Origin of the sequence: Serratia sp. CY38905 (assembly GCF_052168875.1) — a bacterium.
GTDB lineage: Bacteria > Pseudomonadota > Gammaproteobacteria > Enterobacterales > Enterobacteriaceae > Serratia > Serratia sarumanii.
The window spans coordinates 56,151-69,875 of sequence record NZ_JBJNLV010000005.1 but is presented as its reverse complement, the minus strand read 5'-3'; the positions used below and the strand labels follow the sequence as shown (position 1 = coordinate 69,875).

15 protein-coding genes and 1 tRNA gene are annotated in these 13,725 nt (G+C 64.0%); 8 read left to right on the top strand and 8 right to left on the bottom strand.

Features of this window, described 5'->3' with window-relative positions; all coding sequences use genetic code 11:
* Nucleotides 1–240 precede the first annotated feature (240 nt).
* Together opgB and ACJ8MK_RS13275 are read left to right on the top strand one after the other, a co-directional pair.
* Nucleotides 241–2,544 (top strand): phosphatidylglycerol--membrane-oligosaccharide glycerophosphotransferase, encoded by a 2,304-nt coding sequence (gene opgB / locus ACJ8MK_RS13280; RefSeq protein ID WP_440481871.1) that lies wholly within the window; start codon nt 241–243, stop codon nt 2,542–2,544.
* Between the two features lie 138 nt (nt 2,545–2,682).
* Nucleotides 2,683–4,146, top strand: a complete 1,464-nt coding sequence (locus tag ACJ8MK_RS13275) for an AMP nucleosidase (RefSeq protein ID WP_164050823.1) — start codon at nt 2,683–2,685, stop codon at nt 4,144–4,146.
* Nucleotides 4,147–4,178: 32 nt separating this feature from the next.
* On the opposite strand, the gene nac is transcribed toward ACJ8MK_RS13275, so the two are convergent.
* Nucleotides 4,179–5,102, bottom strand: a complete 924-nt coding sequence (gene nac / locus ACJ8MK_RS13270) for a nitrogen assimilation transcriptional regulator NAC (protein WP_041035809.1) — start codon at nt 5,100–5,102, stop codon at nt 4,179–4,181.
* A 338-nt stretch (nt 5,103–5,440) separates the two neighbouring features.
* Here nac and ACJ8MK_RS13265 point away from each other — a divergent pair.
* Nucleotides 5,441–5,516, top strand: a tRNA-Asn gene (locus ACJ8MK_RS13265).
* A gap of 56 nt (nt 5,517–5,572) precedes the next feature.
* On the opposite strand, the gene ACJ8MK_RS13260 is transcribed toward ACJ8MK_RS13265, so the two are convergent.
* Together ACJ8MK_RS13260 and ACJ8MK_RS13255 are read right to left on the bottom strand one after the other, a co-directional pair.
* Entirely contained in the window at nt 5,573–6,013 is a 441-nt protein-coding gene (locus tag ACJ8MK_RS13260) for a DMT family transporter (protein WP_033647911.1), read from the bottom strand.
* 17 nt (nt 6,014–6,030) lie between these two features.
* Nucleotides 6,031–6,549 (bottom strand): GNAT family N-acetyltransferase, encoded by a 519-nt coding sequence (locus ACJ8MK_RS13255; RefSeq protein ID WP_033654908.1) that lies wholly within the window; start codon nt 6,547–6,549, stop codon nt 6,031–6,033.
* 38 nt (nt 6,550–6,587) lie between these two features.
* Here ACJ8MK_RS13255 and ACJ8MK_RS13250 point away from each other — a divergent pair, with 38 nt between their 5' ends.
* Nucleotides 6,588–7,157 (top strand): helix-turn-helix domain-containing protein, encoded by a 570-nt coding sequence (locus ACJ8MK_RS13250; RefSeq protein ID WP_041035812.1) that lies wholly within the window; start codon nt 6,588–6,590, stop codon nt 7,155–7,157.
* Between the two features lie 13 nt (nt 7,158–7,170).
* Here the strand turns inward: ACJ8MK_RS13250 and ACJ8MK_RS13245 are convergent, their stop codons facing one another.
* The 3 genes from ACJ8MK_RS13245 to ACJ8MK_RS13235 form a co-directional block, all read right to left on the bottom strand.
* Nucleotides 7,171–7,464: a DUF2623 family protein gene (locus tag ACJ8MK_RS13245; RefSeq protein ID WP_060425948.1), complete on the bottom strand. Its 294-nt coding sequence runs from the start codon at nt 7,462–7,464 to the stop codon at nt 7,171–7,173.
* A gap of 130 nt (nt 7,465–7,594) precedes the next feature.
* Nucleotides 7,595–8,182, bottom strand: a complete 588-nt coding sequence (locus tag ACJ8MK_RS13240) for a nitroreductase family protein (RefSeq protein WP_442517809.1) — start codon at nt 8,180–8,182, stop codon at nt 7,595–7,597.
* A gap of 68 nt (nt 8,183–8,250) precedes the next feature.
* Nucleotides 8,251–9,147, bottom strand: a complete 897-nt coding sequence (locus ACJ8MK_RS13235; protein ID WP_442517808.1) for a LysR substrate-binding domain-containing protein — start codon at nt 9,145–9,147, stop codon at nt 8,251–8,253.
* A gap of 115 nt (nt 9,148–9,262) precedes the next feature.
* On the opposite strand from ACJ8MK_RS13235, the gene ACJ8MK_RS13230 reads away from it, so the two are divergent.
* Nucleotides 9,263–9,898 (top strand): flavodoxin family protein, encoded by a 636-nt coding sequence (locus ACJ8MK_RS13230; protein WP_101427115.1) that lies wholly within the window; start codon nt 9,263–9,265, stop codon nt 9,896–9,898.
* 265 nt (nt 9,899–10,163) lie between these two features.
* Entirely contained in the window at nt 10,164–10,406 is a 243-nt protein-coding gene (locus tag ACJ8MK_RS13225) for a hypothetical protein (RefSeq protein WP_033635174.1), read from the top strand.
* Between the two features lie 19 nt (nt 10,407–10,425).
* On the opposite strand, the gene ACJ8MK_RS13220 is transcribed toward ACJ8MK_RS13225, so the two are convergent.
* Complete coding sequence (locus ACJ8MK_RS13220; protein WP_442517807.1) at nt 10,426–11,055, bottom strand: alanyl-tRNA editing protein; 630 nt, start codon at nt 11,053–11,055, stop codon at nt 10,426–10,428.
* 85 nt (nt 11,056–11,140) lie between these two features.
* Between ACJ8MK_RS13220 and ACJ8MK_RS13215 the strand changes: the two genes are divergently transcribed.
* Complete coding sequence (locus tag ACJ8MK_RS13215) at nt 11,141–12,076, top strand: LysR family transcriptional regulator (protein ID WP_043147652.1); 936 nt, start codon at nt 11,141–11,143, stop codon at nt 12,074–12,076.
* Here ACJ8MK_RS13215 and alkB read toward each other — a convergent pair.
* Entirely contained in the window at nt 12,059–12,706 is a 648-nt protein-coding gene (gene alkB, locus ACJ8MK_RS13210; protein ID WP_033635177.1) for a DNA oxidative demethylase AlkB, read from the bottom strand. The two genes, ACJ8MK_RS13215 and alkB, sit on opposite strands and share 18 nt — an antisense overlap.
* 139 nt (nt 12,707–12,845) lie before the next feature.
* Between alkB and rarD the strand changes: the two genes are divergently transcribed.
* The gene (gene rarD / locus ACJ8MK_RS13205) at nt 12,846–13,724 is read left to right on the top strand and encodes an EamA family transporter RarD (RefSeq protein ID WP_033647922.1); all 879 of its coding nucleotides are present in this window, start codon (nt 12,846–12,848) and stop codon (nt 13,722–13,724) included.
* Nucleotide 13,725 lies beyond the last annotated feature (1 nt).

Genomic DNA, 13,725 nt, shown 5'->3' with positions numbered 1-13,725 from the left:
AGCGTAGAGCGAAACCTCCGACCAGCAAGCTTTCGCCGCCGAAGCCGCCGCCGGCGTGATTAACGTCACACTATTGTCATAAAAATGTACAATAGCCGCCGTTCGTCGGCCGTAGCGGGAGATCGCGCGTTGTTCCGCCGCCGGCAATAGGCTATACCCTTCACTTTTCGCGCCGCGGCACGCTCGGCGGCGCAGACCAGGGCAGCAACGGTTTTATTTCAATCAGACAGGGTTTGGCGGATGGTTTTAGCAGTCGTTTCGTTTGTTCTCTTTTTGGCGTCGATTTTGATTTATCGCACCCGGGCCGCCGCCAACCGCTGGTGGTTCGCCATTCTGCTGACGCTGCTCGGCAGCTATCTGGTGCTGAACGTCATCCTGATCGCCAGCAACTACTTCACCGGCGACGGCATCACCGACGCGGTGATCTACACCGTCACCAGCAGCCTCAAAGGCGCGGGCATCAGCAAATACGTGCTGCCGTTTATCGGCCTGCTGGCGGCGCTGGGGCTTATCTTCGCGGTGCTGGCTCGCAGCCTCCTGCGCCGCAAGGCCAAAGGCAGCAGCGTGGCCTACAGCATCGTCGCCGTGCTGCTGGCGCTGTTTTCGGTCGGCACCACCCCGGCGTTTCAGGACATCTCGCTGCTGGTCAAGAGCCAGATCGTCGGCGATACCGCCGATTTCAGCACCTACTACAAGGCGCCGAAAAAGACCGTGCAGGGCAAGCGGCCGAACCTGGTGTACATCTATGCCGAAAGCCTGGAGCGCACCTACTTCGACGCAGAGCTGTTTCCCGGCCTGGCCGACGAGCTGAACGCCCTGCGCACGGACAGCATCGATTTCAGCAACACCCAGCAGCTGCCGGGCACCGGCTACACCATCGCCGGCATGGTCGCCTCGCAGTGCGGCATTCCGCTGTTCGCGCCCTTCGACGGCAACGCCTCCAGCGCGGTCTCCACCTTCTACCCGGAGAACGTCTGCCTGGGCGACGTGCTGAAGGCCGCCGGCTACAGCAACTATTTCTATCAGGGCGCCGAGCTGGCGTTCGCCGGTAAAGACACCTTCCTGAAATCCCACGGTTTCGACCACGTTTACGGCTTCAAAGAGCTGCGTGAACAGGTCGCCGATCCGAGCTACAAAAACGACTGGGGCTGGTACGACGACAGCGTGCTGGACGTGGTGTACGGCAAGTTCGTCGAGCTGTCCAAGCAGCGCCAACCCTTCTCGCTGTTTACCCTGACCGTCGATACCCATCACCCGGACGGCTTTATCTCCGCCGGCTGCAGCAAGAAAAGTTACGCCTGGCAGAACAAGGAAAACCGCTCGCTGAGCGCGGTGGCCTGCAGCCAGCAACACATCGCCGCGCTGATCGACAAGATCAAACGCTCGCCCTATTTCAGCAACACCGTGATCGTGGTGTCCTCCGATCATCTGGCGATGAACAACACCGCCTACGATATCCTGACCAAACAGAAGCGCCGCAACCTGTTCTTCATCATCGACGGCACCCGGCCGCTGGCGGAACAGCGCAACGAGAAGCGCAGCACGCTGGACAACGGCGCCACGGTGCTGGACGTGATGGGCGGCGACAACTACATCGGCCTCGGCCGCAGCAGCCTGTCGGCGCCGTCGCTGTCTACGGTGTTCCTGAACATCGAAGAAAAAATCAACGGCTGGAAACCGGCAGTGATCAACCAGTGGGGCCTGCCAAACCGCATCAGCGACTACAGCGTGGATACGCGCCAGCGCAGCTTCAGCTTCTCCGGCGTCACCTACAAGGTGCCGTTCATTCTGCGGGTGGGCGATAACCGCATCGAACCGATGTTCAACGTCTACCTTTCCACCCCGCTGCGCAAGCAGCTGGCCGGGCTGGGCGCGGGGGAGAAATTCGTCTGGGTCGATAAATGCTACGAGATCGGCCGGGTCTGGGCGCCGCAGCTGGCGCTGAGCACCGACATCTGCGTGGCCTCCGGCACCCTAGCCTCGCCGCCGCAGATCGTGCAGGCCAGCGGCGAACGCTTCCGCGGCAAGGTGAGCTTTACCGCCCCGGCGGCGGACAGCGTCGCCGATTATCAAAACGCCGTCGCCCGCCTGCAGGTGGACGACGCGGCGATGAAGTACCGGGCGGACAGCATCGAGTTCATGCTGCCCGGCCTGCCGGAGCAGGTGAAGGCCATCACCGGCGTTTCCGGCGTCGAGGAGTGGGGCCGCTGGTCCGACGCCAACCTGGCGCCGGCGGTCGACATCGATTACGTCGATCCGCTGCCGAAGCGCTTCGATCTGGTGCTGCGCGCCCGCGCCTACGGCAATAACGTCGGCGAACCGATTTCGGTGCGCGTCGGCGACGAAGAGCGTTTCGTGTCGCTCGGCGAACAGGACAGCACCGTCACCCTGCGCTTCGACAACCCGCGCGGCGCGCAGAAGATCAGCATTACCCCGCCGGCGCCGACCGAGCCGAAAGAGAGCGCCAGCGGCGGCTTCACACCGAAGAAGCTGGGCATCGGCCTGGTGTCGCTGAAGGTCGAGGCGGCCGCCCCCTCCTCCTGATCCCCACGCCTTCACGGGCGCGGCATTTTCTTTGCTGCGTCCGTCATTTCGACCAAGCTTTTACGCCCTTCTTCGGCTAACCTGTGACGGTAAAACGCCGCAACCCCGCTACAGAGCCGGGACATCCAAGGAGAAAGTATGAGCTATGCCCCACCTCGCAGCGGCCTCAGCGCCGATCAGGCACTCGATCAACTGGAAGCCCTGTATGACGCCGCGGTAGACGCGCTGCGTCAGGCGGTCAGCGACTTTATCAACCACGGCACGCTGCCGGATGCGCAGGCGCGCGCCGCCGGGCTGTTCGTGTATCCCGAGCTGCGCGTCAGCTGGGACGGGCAGCAGTCCGGCCTGAACAAAACCCGCGCCTTCGGCCGCTTTACCCATCCCGGCAGCTACAGCACCACCGTGACCCGGCCGCAGCTGTTCCGCCACTATCTGGCCGAACAGCTGGCGATGCTGGAGCACGATTACGCCGCCCATATCGAAGTGGCGCCGTCGCAGCAGGAGATCCCGTTCCCTTACGTGATCGACGGCTCCAGCCTGGCGCTCGATCGCTCGATGAGCGCCGGCATCGCGCAGCATTTCCCCACCACCGAGCTGGCGCAGATCGGTGACGAGACCGCCGACGGCCTGTACCACGCCACCGACAGCCATTTCCCGCTGTCGCATTTCGATGCGCTGCGCGCGGATTTCTCGCTGGCGCGGCTGCGGCACTACACCGGCACGCCGGTGGAACACTTCCAGCCGTTCGTGCTGTTCACCAACTACACCCGCTATGTGGATGAGTTCGTGCGCTGGGCCTGCGCCCAGATCGCCGATCCGGCCAGCCCCTACATAGCCCTCTCCAGCGCCGGCGGCACCTATATCACGCCGGAAACCCGCGCCCCGGAGCAGGCGGTGTCCGATCTGGCGTGGAAAAACCACCAGATGCCGGCCTATCACCTGATCTCGCGCACCGGCCAGGGCATTACGCTGATCAACATCGGCGTCGGCCCGTCCAACGCCAAGACCATCTGCGATCACCTGGCGGTGTTGCGCCCGAGCGCCTGGCTGATGATCGGCCACTGCGGCGGCCTGCGCGAAAGCCAGAAGATCGGCGATTATGTGCTGGCCCACGCCTATCTGCGCGACGATCACGTGCTGGATGCGGTGCTGCCGCCGGATATTCCGATCCCGAGCATCGCCGAGGTGCAGCGCGCCCTGTACGACGCCACCAAGATGGTCAGCGGCATGCCCGGCGAAGAGGTCAAACAGCGTTTGCGCACCGGCACCGTGGTCACCACCGACGATCGCAACTGGGAGCTGCGCTATTCCGCTTCGGCGCGGCGCTTCAACCTCAGCCGCGCGGTGGCGGTCGACATGGAGAGCGCCACCATCGCCGCCCAGGGTTACCGCTTCCGGGTGCCGTACGGCACGCTGCTGTGCGTCTCCGACAAACCGTTGCACGGCGAAATAAAACTGCCGGGCCAGGCCAACCGCTTCTACGAAGGAGCGATCTCCGAGCACCTGCAGATCGGCATCTGCGCCATCGATCTGCTGCGCGCCGAGGGCGATCGCCTGCACTCGCGCAAGCTGCGCACCTTCAACGAGCCGCCGTTCCGGTAACGTCAGGCCCGCTGCGGCGGGCCATTTTTTCCTTAACGCACCAACGCCAGCGCGCGCTTCTCCTGGCTGCGGCCGCCGGCGATCGACAGCAGCAGGTCTTTGACCAGCAGCGCCGGGGCGGACAGCGCCTGTTGGCCCGACATGCACAGCGACAGCGGCACCGACATCGTCGGCGCATTGATGCGCGCCATCCAGGCCTTGGCCGGGCCGATCATCGCGCGCGCCACCGATTCCGGCAGCACGGTCGCCCCCAGCCCGCTGGCGATCGCGGCGCTCAGTGCGCCCGAGGATTCGATCTCCCCCACCACGTTGACAGCCAGCTTGCGCAGCGCCATCGCCTCTTCCAGCTGATTGCGCACCGCATCGCCCTCGCGCGGCAGGAACAGGTTTAGCCGCGCCACGTCCAGCAGCTCGACGCTGTTGCCAGGATGCGGCACCGCGCGCGTCGCCACCAGATAAAGATCTTCTCGCATCAGTGCGATGGCGTGCAGCCCGGCGGGCATTTTGGCGCCGTAGACCATCGCCATGTCCAGCGTCTGGTTAGCCACCTGCCCGGCCAGCGCCGCGCCGCCGTTTTCATGCAGGCTGAGCAGGATACCCGGCTGCTGATCGCGCAGGCTCTGCAGCAGCGGCAACGCCAGCTGCGCCGCGGTGCTGCCCGACGCCAGCCCGAGAGACACCTGGCCGCTCATCGCCTGCCCGGCGCTGTTGACCGCACTCTGCGCCTGCTCGCACTGGCGCAGAATGGTTTGCGCGTGGGCATACAGAATGTTGCCGGCCTCGGTCGGCTGCACGCCGCGCTTGGTGCGGATCAGCAGCTGTTGCTTCAGCTCCCCCTCCAGCGTCGCCAGCTGCTGGCTGAGCGCCGGCTGGGCGATGTGCAACACCTCCGCCGCCTGGGTCAGGCTGCCGATATCGACGATTTTCACGAAGTACTTCAGACGTCTGAAATTCATAGTGCCTCCAGCGAGCCGCTAAATTGAGAATGCCGAAATCCGGTCAGGCAACCACAGCAAGATCCAGGCCAGAGTCGGTAAACGGCCACGGAAGCGGGATATACGGCGGTCAACGGCCGTTCGCCGGGCGGCGCGCGCCACCGCGCAGGGCAGCCGTTGCACCATCGGCAGGCAAATGCGCCAAACAACGGGCAATCCGGCGGCGCTGCGCGCGGGATAAGCGATAAAAGCGAGAAAAAGCAGCAGGTTGGGCAATCTTGCAGCAAACGAGCGCGTCGGGCGCTTTCACGCTTTACAAGCCGCAACCGCCCCGCTATTATTCGCCCCGTTCACACGATTCCTCTGTAGTTCAGTCGGTAGAACGGCGGACTGTTAATCCGTATGTCACTGGTTCGAGTCCAGTCAGAGGAGCCATATTTAGAGAAGCCCGCTCAGGGAAACCCGAGCGGGCTTTTTGCTTTCTGCCGCCGTCAAAAGCTGCGTTTCGCCACCAGATAGGCGCCCGCCACCAGCAGCAGGGCGCCGAACAGCGCCGGCAGATTGTCGCGCAGCGCCGCCGGGCCGGCGCGGTAGACGTCCACCAGCAGCCCCATGCATAGCTGGCTGGCGACCAGGATCGAGATAGTCGCCGCCGCGCCCAGTTTTTGGTAACCCAGGATGCCGGCGAACACGAACAGCGATCCCAGCAGCCCCGGCAACAGCATCCACCACCTGGCGGCGCCGGTCACTTCCGCCACTGCGCCGAGGCCGTTTTTGGCCAGCAACAACCCCACCAGCAGCAGCAAACCGACGCTGGAGTTGATCACCAGCGTGATAAGGATGGTCGAGACGCTTTCGGTAATGCGCACCATCAGCAGATTCTGCACCACCAGCCCCATTCCCGCCGCGATCAGCAGCAACAGCATATTCATCGCCCTGTCTCCCGGGATCAGCGCGCCGGCGGCGCCGTTCGCTCGTCGAGCGTCAGCTGCAGGAAAGTCAGATCCAGCCATTGGCCAAATTTGGCGCCCACCTGCTCCATGCGCCCCACCTCGCGGAACCCCAGCGCCAGATGCAGCTTAATCGAGGCCTGATTGCCGGATTCGATACCGGCCACCATCACGTGCTTGCCGATCTCCCGCGCCCGTGCGATCAGGGCTATCAACAGCGCTTTGCCAATCCCTTCACCGCGATGCGCCTGATGGACATACACCGAGTGTTCTACGGTATGGCGATAGCCGTCCCAGGCGCGCCAGTCGCCGAACGACGCGTAGCCGATCGCCTCGTCCGCGCCGTTCACCGCCACCAGCACCGGGTAGCCCGCCGCCTGCCGTTCGCCGATCCACGCCGCGCGGTTGGCCGCATCCACGGTTTGTTCATTCCAGATGGCGGTGCTGTTCAACACCGCGTCGTTATAGATGGCGGCAATCGCCGCGCTATCGTTGAGCGTCGCATTTCGTATAATCATGGTTTACCCCGGCCAATTGTCCACTATAATACTACGATATGAATATTAAATTAGACAATCTAAATCAGCTGATCGGCGCACGCATTCGCCTTGAACGCGAGGCGCGCCACTGGTCGCTGTCCGATCTGGCCGAGCAGGCAGGCGTCTCACGGGCGATGGTTCATAAGATCGAGCGCGGCGAGAGCAGCCCGACGGCGATGCTGCTGGCCAGGCTGGCGGGGGCGTTCGGCCTCAGCATGTCCAAGCTGATCGCCCGGGCGGAAACGCAGGAAGGCCGGCTGCTGCGCCGGGAAGATCAGCCGGTCTGGGTCGATCCGGAGAGCGGCTACGTGCGGCGCCACGTGTCGCCGCGCACCGATCTGCCGCTCGATCTGGTGCGTATCGAACTGCCGGCCGGCGCGACGATCCCGATGCCGGCTTCGGTGTATGCCTTTAAGCGCCAGCTTATCTGGGTCTTATCCGGTGAGTTGGTCTTTGTGGAAGGTGACGCGCGCCATGACATGGCCGAGGGAGACTGCCTGGAGCTCGGCCCACCGGCGGACTGCCGCTTTGAAAACCAGAGCGATCAACCGTGCGTGTATATGGTGGCGGTGCTGAGCGCCGCCTGATGCCCCGCCCGCGCTAACCCTGCGTCGGCCGGTTATAGCCGGCGCGGAAAAACTTCTCCGCCAGCCGGCTGTCGCCGCCGGAAAAAAACTCGCTCATCGGCTCGCTGCCGAGGCCATAGGCGCGGCTCAGCTGCCCGGCTTCGAACGCCGCCCGATTCTCGTCGCCGCAGCGCTGTGCCAAATGGTGCGCATAGCCGAGCACAAAGCCGCGCTTATAGTCGGAGCAAAAGCGCGACAATTCCGCCTCCGGCTTCAGACTCTCCGCCTTTAACCCCGCCAACAGCCCTTTGCCAAAATGGTCACCCACGGTTTCCTCCTCATTACGCCATCGCTATATAACAAAATATACAGCGAATGAGCGAACGAGAACATACTCCCTAAGTTTTACTCGCCGCATAAAAAAGGCCCGCCAAGCGGGCCTCGGCGAGAACGGGCAATCACAGCGTGAAATTCAGCCCTTCGCTGACGGTCTTGCCCAGCGGCAGGCGGCCCGACGGCGCCTCTTTTTCCTGCAGGAAATCTGGCAGGCGGGCTTTGTCGCCCGGTTTGCCGATCGCCACCATGGCGTGCACCGCATAGTCGTCCGGCAGCTGCAGCGCCGCCTTAATCTTGTCGTGGTGAATTCCGCTCATGCAGTGGGTCAGCCAGCCTTTCAGGTGCGCCTGATGCGCCAGGCTGGCCCAGGCGGCGCCGGTATCGAACGCGTGGGTCGGGTTGTCCATCAGCCGTTCGCCGTTCAGGCTGGTGGTTTTGGAGACGATCACCACCAGCGCCGAGGCGTGCTGCGCCCAGCCGCGGTTGAAGTCGATCAGGAATTCCAGGTAGTTCTCCCAGCTGTCGGAACCGTGCTTGCTGTAGGCAAAGCGCCATGGCTGAATGTTGTAGGCCGAAGGCGACCAGCGCGCCGCTTCAAAAAAGCTCAGCAGCGTTTGATCGTCGATGGTGTCGTTGGCCATCGCGCGCGGCGACCAGCGTTCGATAAATTGCGCATCAATCGGATAATCGGAAGTTCTTGGCTGGTTCATAGTCGGTTCTCGCAGTGAAATAAAACAAAAGTTCGCTGATATTCCCACAGCTTAGGACGATAAAACTTTTATTTCGTGCCATTGCCCTGCGGCAGTTCCTGCTGCAGCCAGGCGAGAAACGCCCTGACCGGCGGATGCCGCTCGCGCCCCGGCGCGCACAGCACGCTGTACGCGGCGCCCGGTACGCGCACCTCCGGCCGGTACGCCACCAGCAGGCCGTTGTCCACCATATCGGACACCATCACCGAGCTCGCGAGCACCATCCCCTGCCCGGCCACCGCCGCCTGCAGGGCGTAATGCTCCTCGTGATAGCTGCGCATCGCCGCATGGCGCTGCCACCAGTCCACGTCGGCGGCCAGGCACCAGTCGCGCCAGCCGCTGTCGTACAGCGCCGAATCCCCCCATTTGACGGTGATCAGCACCGGGTTTTCCGGCTCGGCGGCGGCCAGCCCCGGCGCCGCGTAGACGCCAAAGCTTTCCTCCAGCCGCGCCGTCTGATGCAGCGCAGGATAGTGCGCGCGGCTGTAGCGCACCGCCACGTCCACGCTGGCGTCCTGCTGCAGATCGATCACCTCGGCGCAGGCCTCCAACCGCACCAGATAGTGCGGGTAGGCCTGGTAGAAACGCCCCAGGCGCGGCACCAGCCACAGCGCCGCGAAAGAGTGCGTGACCGAGACGCACAGCGATCCGGTGCTGGGCTGCGGCCGCAGGCCCTCGAGCGTGGCGGCGACGTCCAGCAGCGCGCCGTGCACCCCGGCAAACAGCGTTTCACCTTTCGGCGTCAGCCGCACGCCGCGCGGCACCCGCTCGAACAGCGCAAACCCCAACTGCTGTTCCAGCGCTTTGATCTGGTGCGAAATCGCCGTCGGCGTCACCGCCAGCTCGGCCGCCGCCAGCTTGAAGCTGCGCAGGCGAGCGGCAGATTCAAAGGTGCGTAATGCGTTGACGGGCAGCGTGGCGAACATGGCGAAACCTCTAGAGATGAGTTGAGCTCATCCTGGCAGAAAAGCCGTCATTTGTCGCCTGCCACTAGTTGTTTCTAGAGTAGGGCTGAATTCACTTCATACCGAGGAACATGACATGAATACAACTCATCAATCCAAACGTCTGGTGGTGCTGGTCGGCAGCCCGCGCCGCGACGGCAACAGCGCCACGCTGGCGCAGGCGATCATGGCGGGCGCCGCCGAAGCCGGCACGTCCGCCAGCCTGCATTTTCTCGATGATTACCTGAGCGGTTTTCTGAGCGATGAGCGCCATACGCCGCCGCCGGCCGATCGCTACGCCGAGCTGTTTCTGGAGCACTTCCTGCCGGCCGACGGCGCGGTATTCTGCACGCCGATTTACTGGTACGGCATGTCGGCGCAAACCAAAGCCTTTTTCGATCGCTCGTTCAGCTTCTATTCCAATGCCTACCCTCAGGCGGAACAGGTGCACCAGCGCATGAGCGGCAAACGCATCGGGCTGGCGGTGGCGTCGGAAGAGACCTACCCCGGCGCGGCACTGGGCATCGTGCATCAGCTCCAGGAATTCAGCCGCTACACCCATTCCTCGTTCGTCGGCGTGGTGCACGGCGCCGGCAATCAGCGCGGCGAGATCGCCCGCGATCCGCGCAACCCGCTGCAGGCCGCACGCGAGTTGGGGCGCGAGTTTTTCACTCGCCCCTATTCGGATTATCAGATGGACAGCCCGCGCAGCACGCAGGTGTGGGAGGAGTAAGCGCGGCGCCCGGAGGCAATTGCAAGCATAACGTTAGCATCTGTTCGAAGGCAGTCCCTGCTTTCATGACGTGATTTACTGGGACTACAAAGCCAAAGACATGTTGGGCGTTATTCAACGCCAGCGAAAAAACCGGCCACAGCTACTGAGGGTAATCGTCAACCTGCAGATGCCGGTGGCTGGAGAATAGCGTAACAGCGCCGCCGCTTGGCATTGATGGGGTTTTGTTATAACGTATCACAACTTCAGCCAAAGGAAGACGACGATGAAAATCCAGCTGTCGCTGCTGTTTCTCTGCCTGCTGGCCGGCAAGGCCGCGGCGTTTCAGTCGAAAGTGCCCGAACCGCGCCCGGAACAGGCGCGCGCGGCGGAACAAAACATCGAAAATCTGTTTTACGGCTTTCACGCCATGGACGCCCAGCCGGTGAACATCGGCAGCTGCGCGGCGGTGCCAGTGGCGGGATGCCAATGCGCGTTCTGCACCCAGCTGCGGCAGGCCGGGCGCTGAGCCGCCCCCCTTATTCAATTCAACTCAGCGCATACTGCACGATCAGCTGCCCCTTCTTCATCTTTACGCCGGTGATAGCGATCGCGCCCACCTCGCCCAGCGTGGCGACATGGGTGCCGCCGCAGCCGTAAGCGGGCAGTTCGCCGAAACCGACCTGGCGCATCCCGTCCACCGCCTGTTGGCGGCGTGGCAGATCGGCGGCGATCAAGCGCGCCAGCTCCGCCTGCAAAAAGTCCGCTTCTATCGTCTGCGCATCCGGCCCTGGCGCGAACGTGATGCGCCCCTCTCCCGGCCAATGATGCGCCTTGACCGGCCGCCACCCGCGGGTTTCGCCCAGCCAGCCGATCAGATGCCCGCCGGAGTGCCAGCGGGCGTGCAGGCGGCGCAGCGCCTCATCGATTTGCAGCGTAACCGGCCCGATCGGCAGCGGCGCGGCGGTAAAGTGCAGCACGGTATCCCCCTGCTGCTGCACCCGCAGCACGGCGACGCCGCCTAACGTCCCCACGTCGGACGGCTGGCCGCCGCCCTGTGGGTGGAACAGCGTGGCGTCCAGCTCTACGGCGTAGGCGCCCGCCTCGGCCGGCGTACAGCTCAACACCTGCGCCTGGCCCTGTACATCGTCGCTGTAGTAATAACGTCGTTCGGTCATCATTTTTCTCCTCGGTTCAAAGAGCCATTATATTCATGTCATAATCGAGGGATAATCCGCCGTCATCACAATGGACCTTTGCGTCATGAGCACAAATCTTTCTTACGCGCTGTTGCCTGAAATGGCCGTTTTCGTTCAGGTGGTAGAGAGCGGCAGCTTTTCCGCCGCCGCCCGCAAGCTGGATACTTCGCCTTCCGCCGTCAGCCGCAGCGTGGCAAGGCTCGAACAGGCGCTGGCGCTGCAGCTGCTGCACCGCACCACCCGCAAACTACGGCTGAGCGAAAGCGGCGAAGAGGCGTATGCGCACTGCCGCACCCTGCTGGCGGCCGCCGACGCGGTTATGGCGATCGGCGGGCGCGGCGCCGCGGAGCCCGAAGGATTGGTCAGCGTCAGCGTGCCCAAGGCGGTGGGGCGCTTCGTGCTGCATCCGCACATGCCGGAGTTCCTGCGCCGCTACCCGAAGGTGGACGTGCGGCTGCGGCTGGAAGATCGCTACATGGATCTGATCGACGATCGGGTCGATCTGGCGCTGCGCATTACCGATCGCCCATCGCCCGGGTTGATCGGCCGCCAGTTGATGAGAATAGACCATCTGCTGTGCGCCACGCCGCACTACCTGGCGCAGCACGGCACGCCGCAGCACCCGCACGATCTGGCGGCGCACAGCTGCATCTATCTGGGTGAAACGCCGAGCGACGCGCAATGGAAGTTCCGCCGCAGCGGCAAAACGGTGACGGTCAACGTGCGCGGCCGCTACGCCGCCAACCACACCGGCGTGCGGCTGGACGCGGTGAAACGGCATATCGGCATCGGCAGCCTGCCGTATTTTACCGCCCGCCAGGCGCTCGATGACGGCGAGATCGTGCAGGTATTACCGGCGTGGGATTTCCTCAGCAGCTATCACGGCGGCCTGTGGTTGCTTTACGCGCCTAACCAGTATCTACCGCCCAAACTGCGGGTGTTTATCGACTATCTCGTCGCCTGCCTGGCGCAGGAGCCGCAGCTAAAGCGCCTTGCGTAGCGTGATGTTGATGCGGTGCGGCCCCACCAGCGAGTGGTAGCCTTCCTTGACCGGCAGGATGCCGTGAAAACAGAGCCGCGATGGACCGCCCCACACCACCACGTCACCGTGCGCCAGCGGGATGCGCCGCGCCCGGTCGCTGCGTTGCAGGCCGCCGAACTGAAATACCGCCGGCAGCCCGAGCGACACCGAAACGATGGGTGCGCCGAAGTCGTGCTCGTCTTTATCCTGATGCAGCGACAGCTTGCTGCCCGGATCGTAGCGGTTCATCAGACAGGAATCCGGCACGAAGGGGCCGAAGCCCGCCTGCTGCGCGGCTTCGTCCGCCAGCGCCATCAGGATCGGCGGAATGGCCGGCCAGCGTTTGCCGCTGCGCGCGTCGCGTTCCGAATAGCGGTAACCGCGGCTGTCGCTGGTCCAGCCGTTGCCGCACCAGCTCATCGCCACCGACATCACGTGCCCGCCGGGCGTGGTCAAATGCCGCCACGGCACCTGGGCGACGACGCCCTGCACCGCCGCCAGCAGTTCCGGCCCGTGATCGCGCACGAAGCCGTGCATCACCACCGCGCCGGGGGCGATCTCTTCGCGCCACGGCGGCGGCAGCGCGTCTTCAAAAAGATCGATTGTCATCGCCAAAGCCTGTATGAATACACAGTAATCATTGTAACCCGCCGCCGCCGATTGTCCAGCGCCCGGCAACGCCATTGTCGTTGGCGGCAAATTTCTCTACAGTAGCCGCCATAAAATCAATCACTCACCAGGAATGCGTGTGATTAAGGGCATCACTCTTTCGGTCGTCGCCTCCATCTTGTTCGGCGCGATGTATTACTTCACCTCTACCCTCACCCCGCTGAACGGCGAGCAGGTCTACGGCTGGCGCACGCTGCTAACGCTGCCGTTCCTGACGCTGTTCATGGCGCTGTCCGGCGATTGGCGCAAAGTGGGCGACACGCTGGGCTGGATCGGCCAACGGCCGCAGCGTCTGCTGGGCCTACTGCTCACCTCGGCGCTGCTGGGGGTGCAGCTGTGGTTATTCCTGTGGGCGCCGCTGCACGGCAAGGCGCTCGACGTGTCGCTCGGCTATTTTCTGCTGCCGCTGACCATGGTGCTGGCGGGCCGTTTGATCTACCGCGATCGGCTGTCGCTGCTGCAAAAGCTGGCGGTGGCGTGCGCCATGGTGGGGGTGGGCAATGAGCTGTATCAGGCGGGCGGCGTCTCGTGGCCGACGCTGGTAGTGGCGCTGGGCTATCCGCTCTACTTTATTTTGCGGCGGCGTTTCGGCACCGACAATCTCGGCGGGCTGTGGTGCGAACTGGCGCTGATGCTGCCGGCGGCGGCCTGGTTCGCCTTCGGCGACGGCGGCGCGGCGGCGTTGCCGACCAATGCCGAGCTGTATTGGCGCATTCCGCTGCTCGGCGTCATCAGCGCCGTGGCGCTGGTGTGTTACATCCTCGCCAGCCGCCTGCTGCCTTTCAGCCTGTTCGGCCTGCTGAGCTATGTGGAACCGGTGCTGCTGGTGATCGTCGCGCTGCTGCTCGGCGAGAGCATCGGCCAAAGCGAATGGCCAACCTATCTGGCGATCTGGCTGGCGGTGCTGCTGCTGGCGGCGGAAGGTGCGCAGCACCTGCTGCGCCGCCAGCGGGTCTGAC

Excerpts from the sequence above, each read along its gene's own strand:
- ACJ8MK_RS13250 (WP_041035812.1), top strand. The coding sequence starts at position 6,588 with ATGAATATTAAATTAGACAATCTAAATCAGCTGATCGGCGCACGCATT.
- ACJ8MK_RS13230 (WP_101427115.1), top strand. The coding sequence starts at position 9,263 with ATGAATACAACTCATCAATCCAAACGTCTGGTGGTGCTGGTCGGCAGC.
- nac (WP_041035809.1), bottom strand. The coding sequence starts at position 5,102 with ATGAATTTCAGACGTCTGAAGTACTTCGTGAAAATCGTCGATATCGGC.
- ACJ8MK_RS13225 (WP_033635174.1), top strand. The coding sequence starts at position 10,164 with ATGAAAATCCAGCTGTCGCTGCTGTTTCTCTGCCTGCTGGCCGGCAAG.
- alkB (WP_033635177.1), bottom strand. The coding sequence starts at position 12,706 with ATGACAATCGATCTTTTTGAAGACGCGCTGCCGCCGCCGTGGCGCGAA.
- ACJ8MK_RS13255 (WP_033654908.1), bottom strand. The coding sequence starts at position 6,549 with ATGATTATACGAAATGCGACGCTCAACGATAGCGCGGCGATTGCCGCC.
- ACJ8MK_RS13275 (WP_164050823.1), top strand. The coding sequence starts at position 2,683 with ATGAGCTATGCCCCACCTCGCAGCGGCCTCAGCGCCGATCAGGCACTC.
- ACJ8MK_RS13240 (WP_442517809.1), bottom strand. The coding sequence starts at position 8,182 with ATGAACCAGCCAAGAACTTCCGATTATCCGATTGATGCGCAATTTATC.
- opgB (WP_440481871.1), top strand. The coding sequence starts at position 241 with ATGGTTTTAGCAGTCGTTTCGTTTGTTCTCTTTTTGGCGTCGATTTTG.
- ACJ8MK_RS13215 (WP_043147652.1), top strand. The coding sequence starts at position 11,141 with ATGAGCACAAATCTTTCTTACGCGCTGTTGCCTGAAATGGCCGTTTTC.
- ACJ8MK_RS13235 (WP_442517808.1), bottom strand. The coding sequence starts at position 9,147 with ATGTTCGCCACGCTGCCCGTCAACGCATTACGCACCTTTGAATCTGCC.
- ACJ8MK_RS13260 (WP_033647911.1), bottom strand. The coding sequence starts at position 6,013 with ATGAATATGCTGTTGCTGCTGATCGCGGCGGGAATGGGGCTGGTGGTG.
- ACJ8MK_RS13220 (WP_442517807.1), bottom strand. The coding sequence starts at position 11,055 with ATGACCGAACGACGTTATTACTACAGCGACGATGTACAGGGCCAGGCG.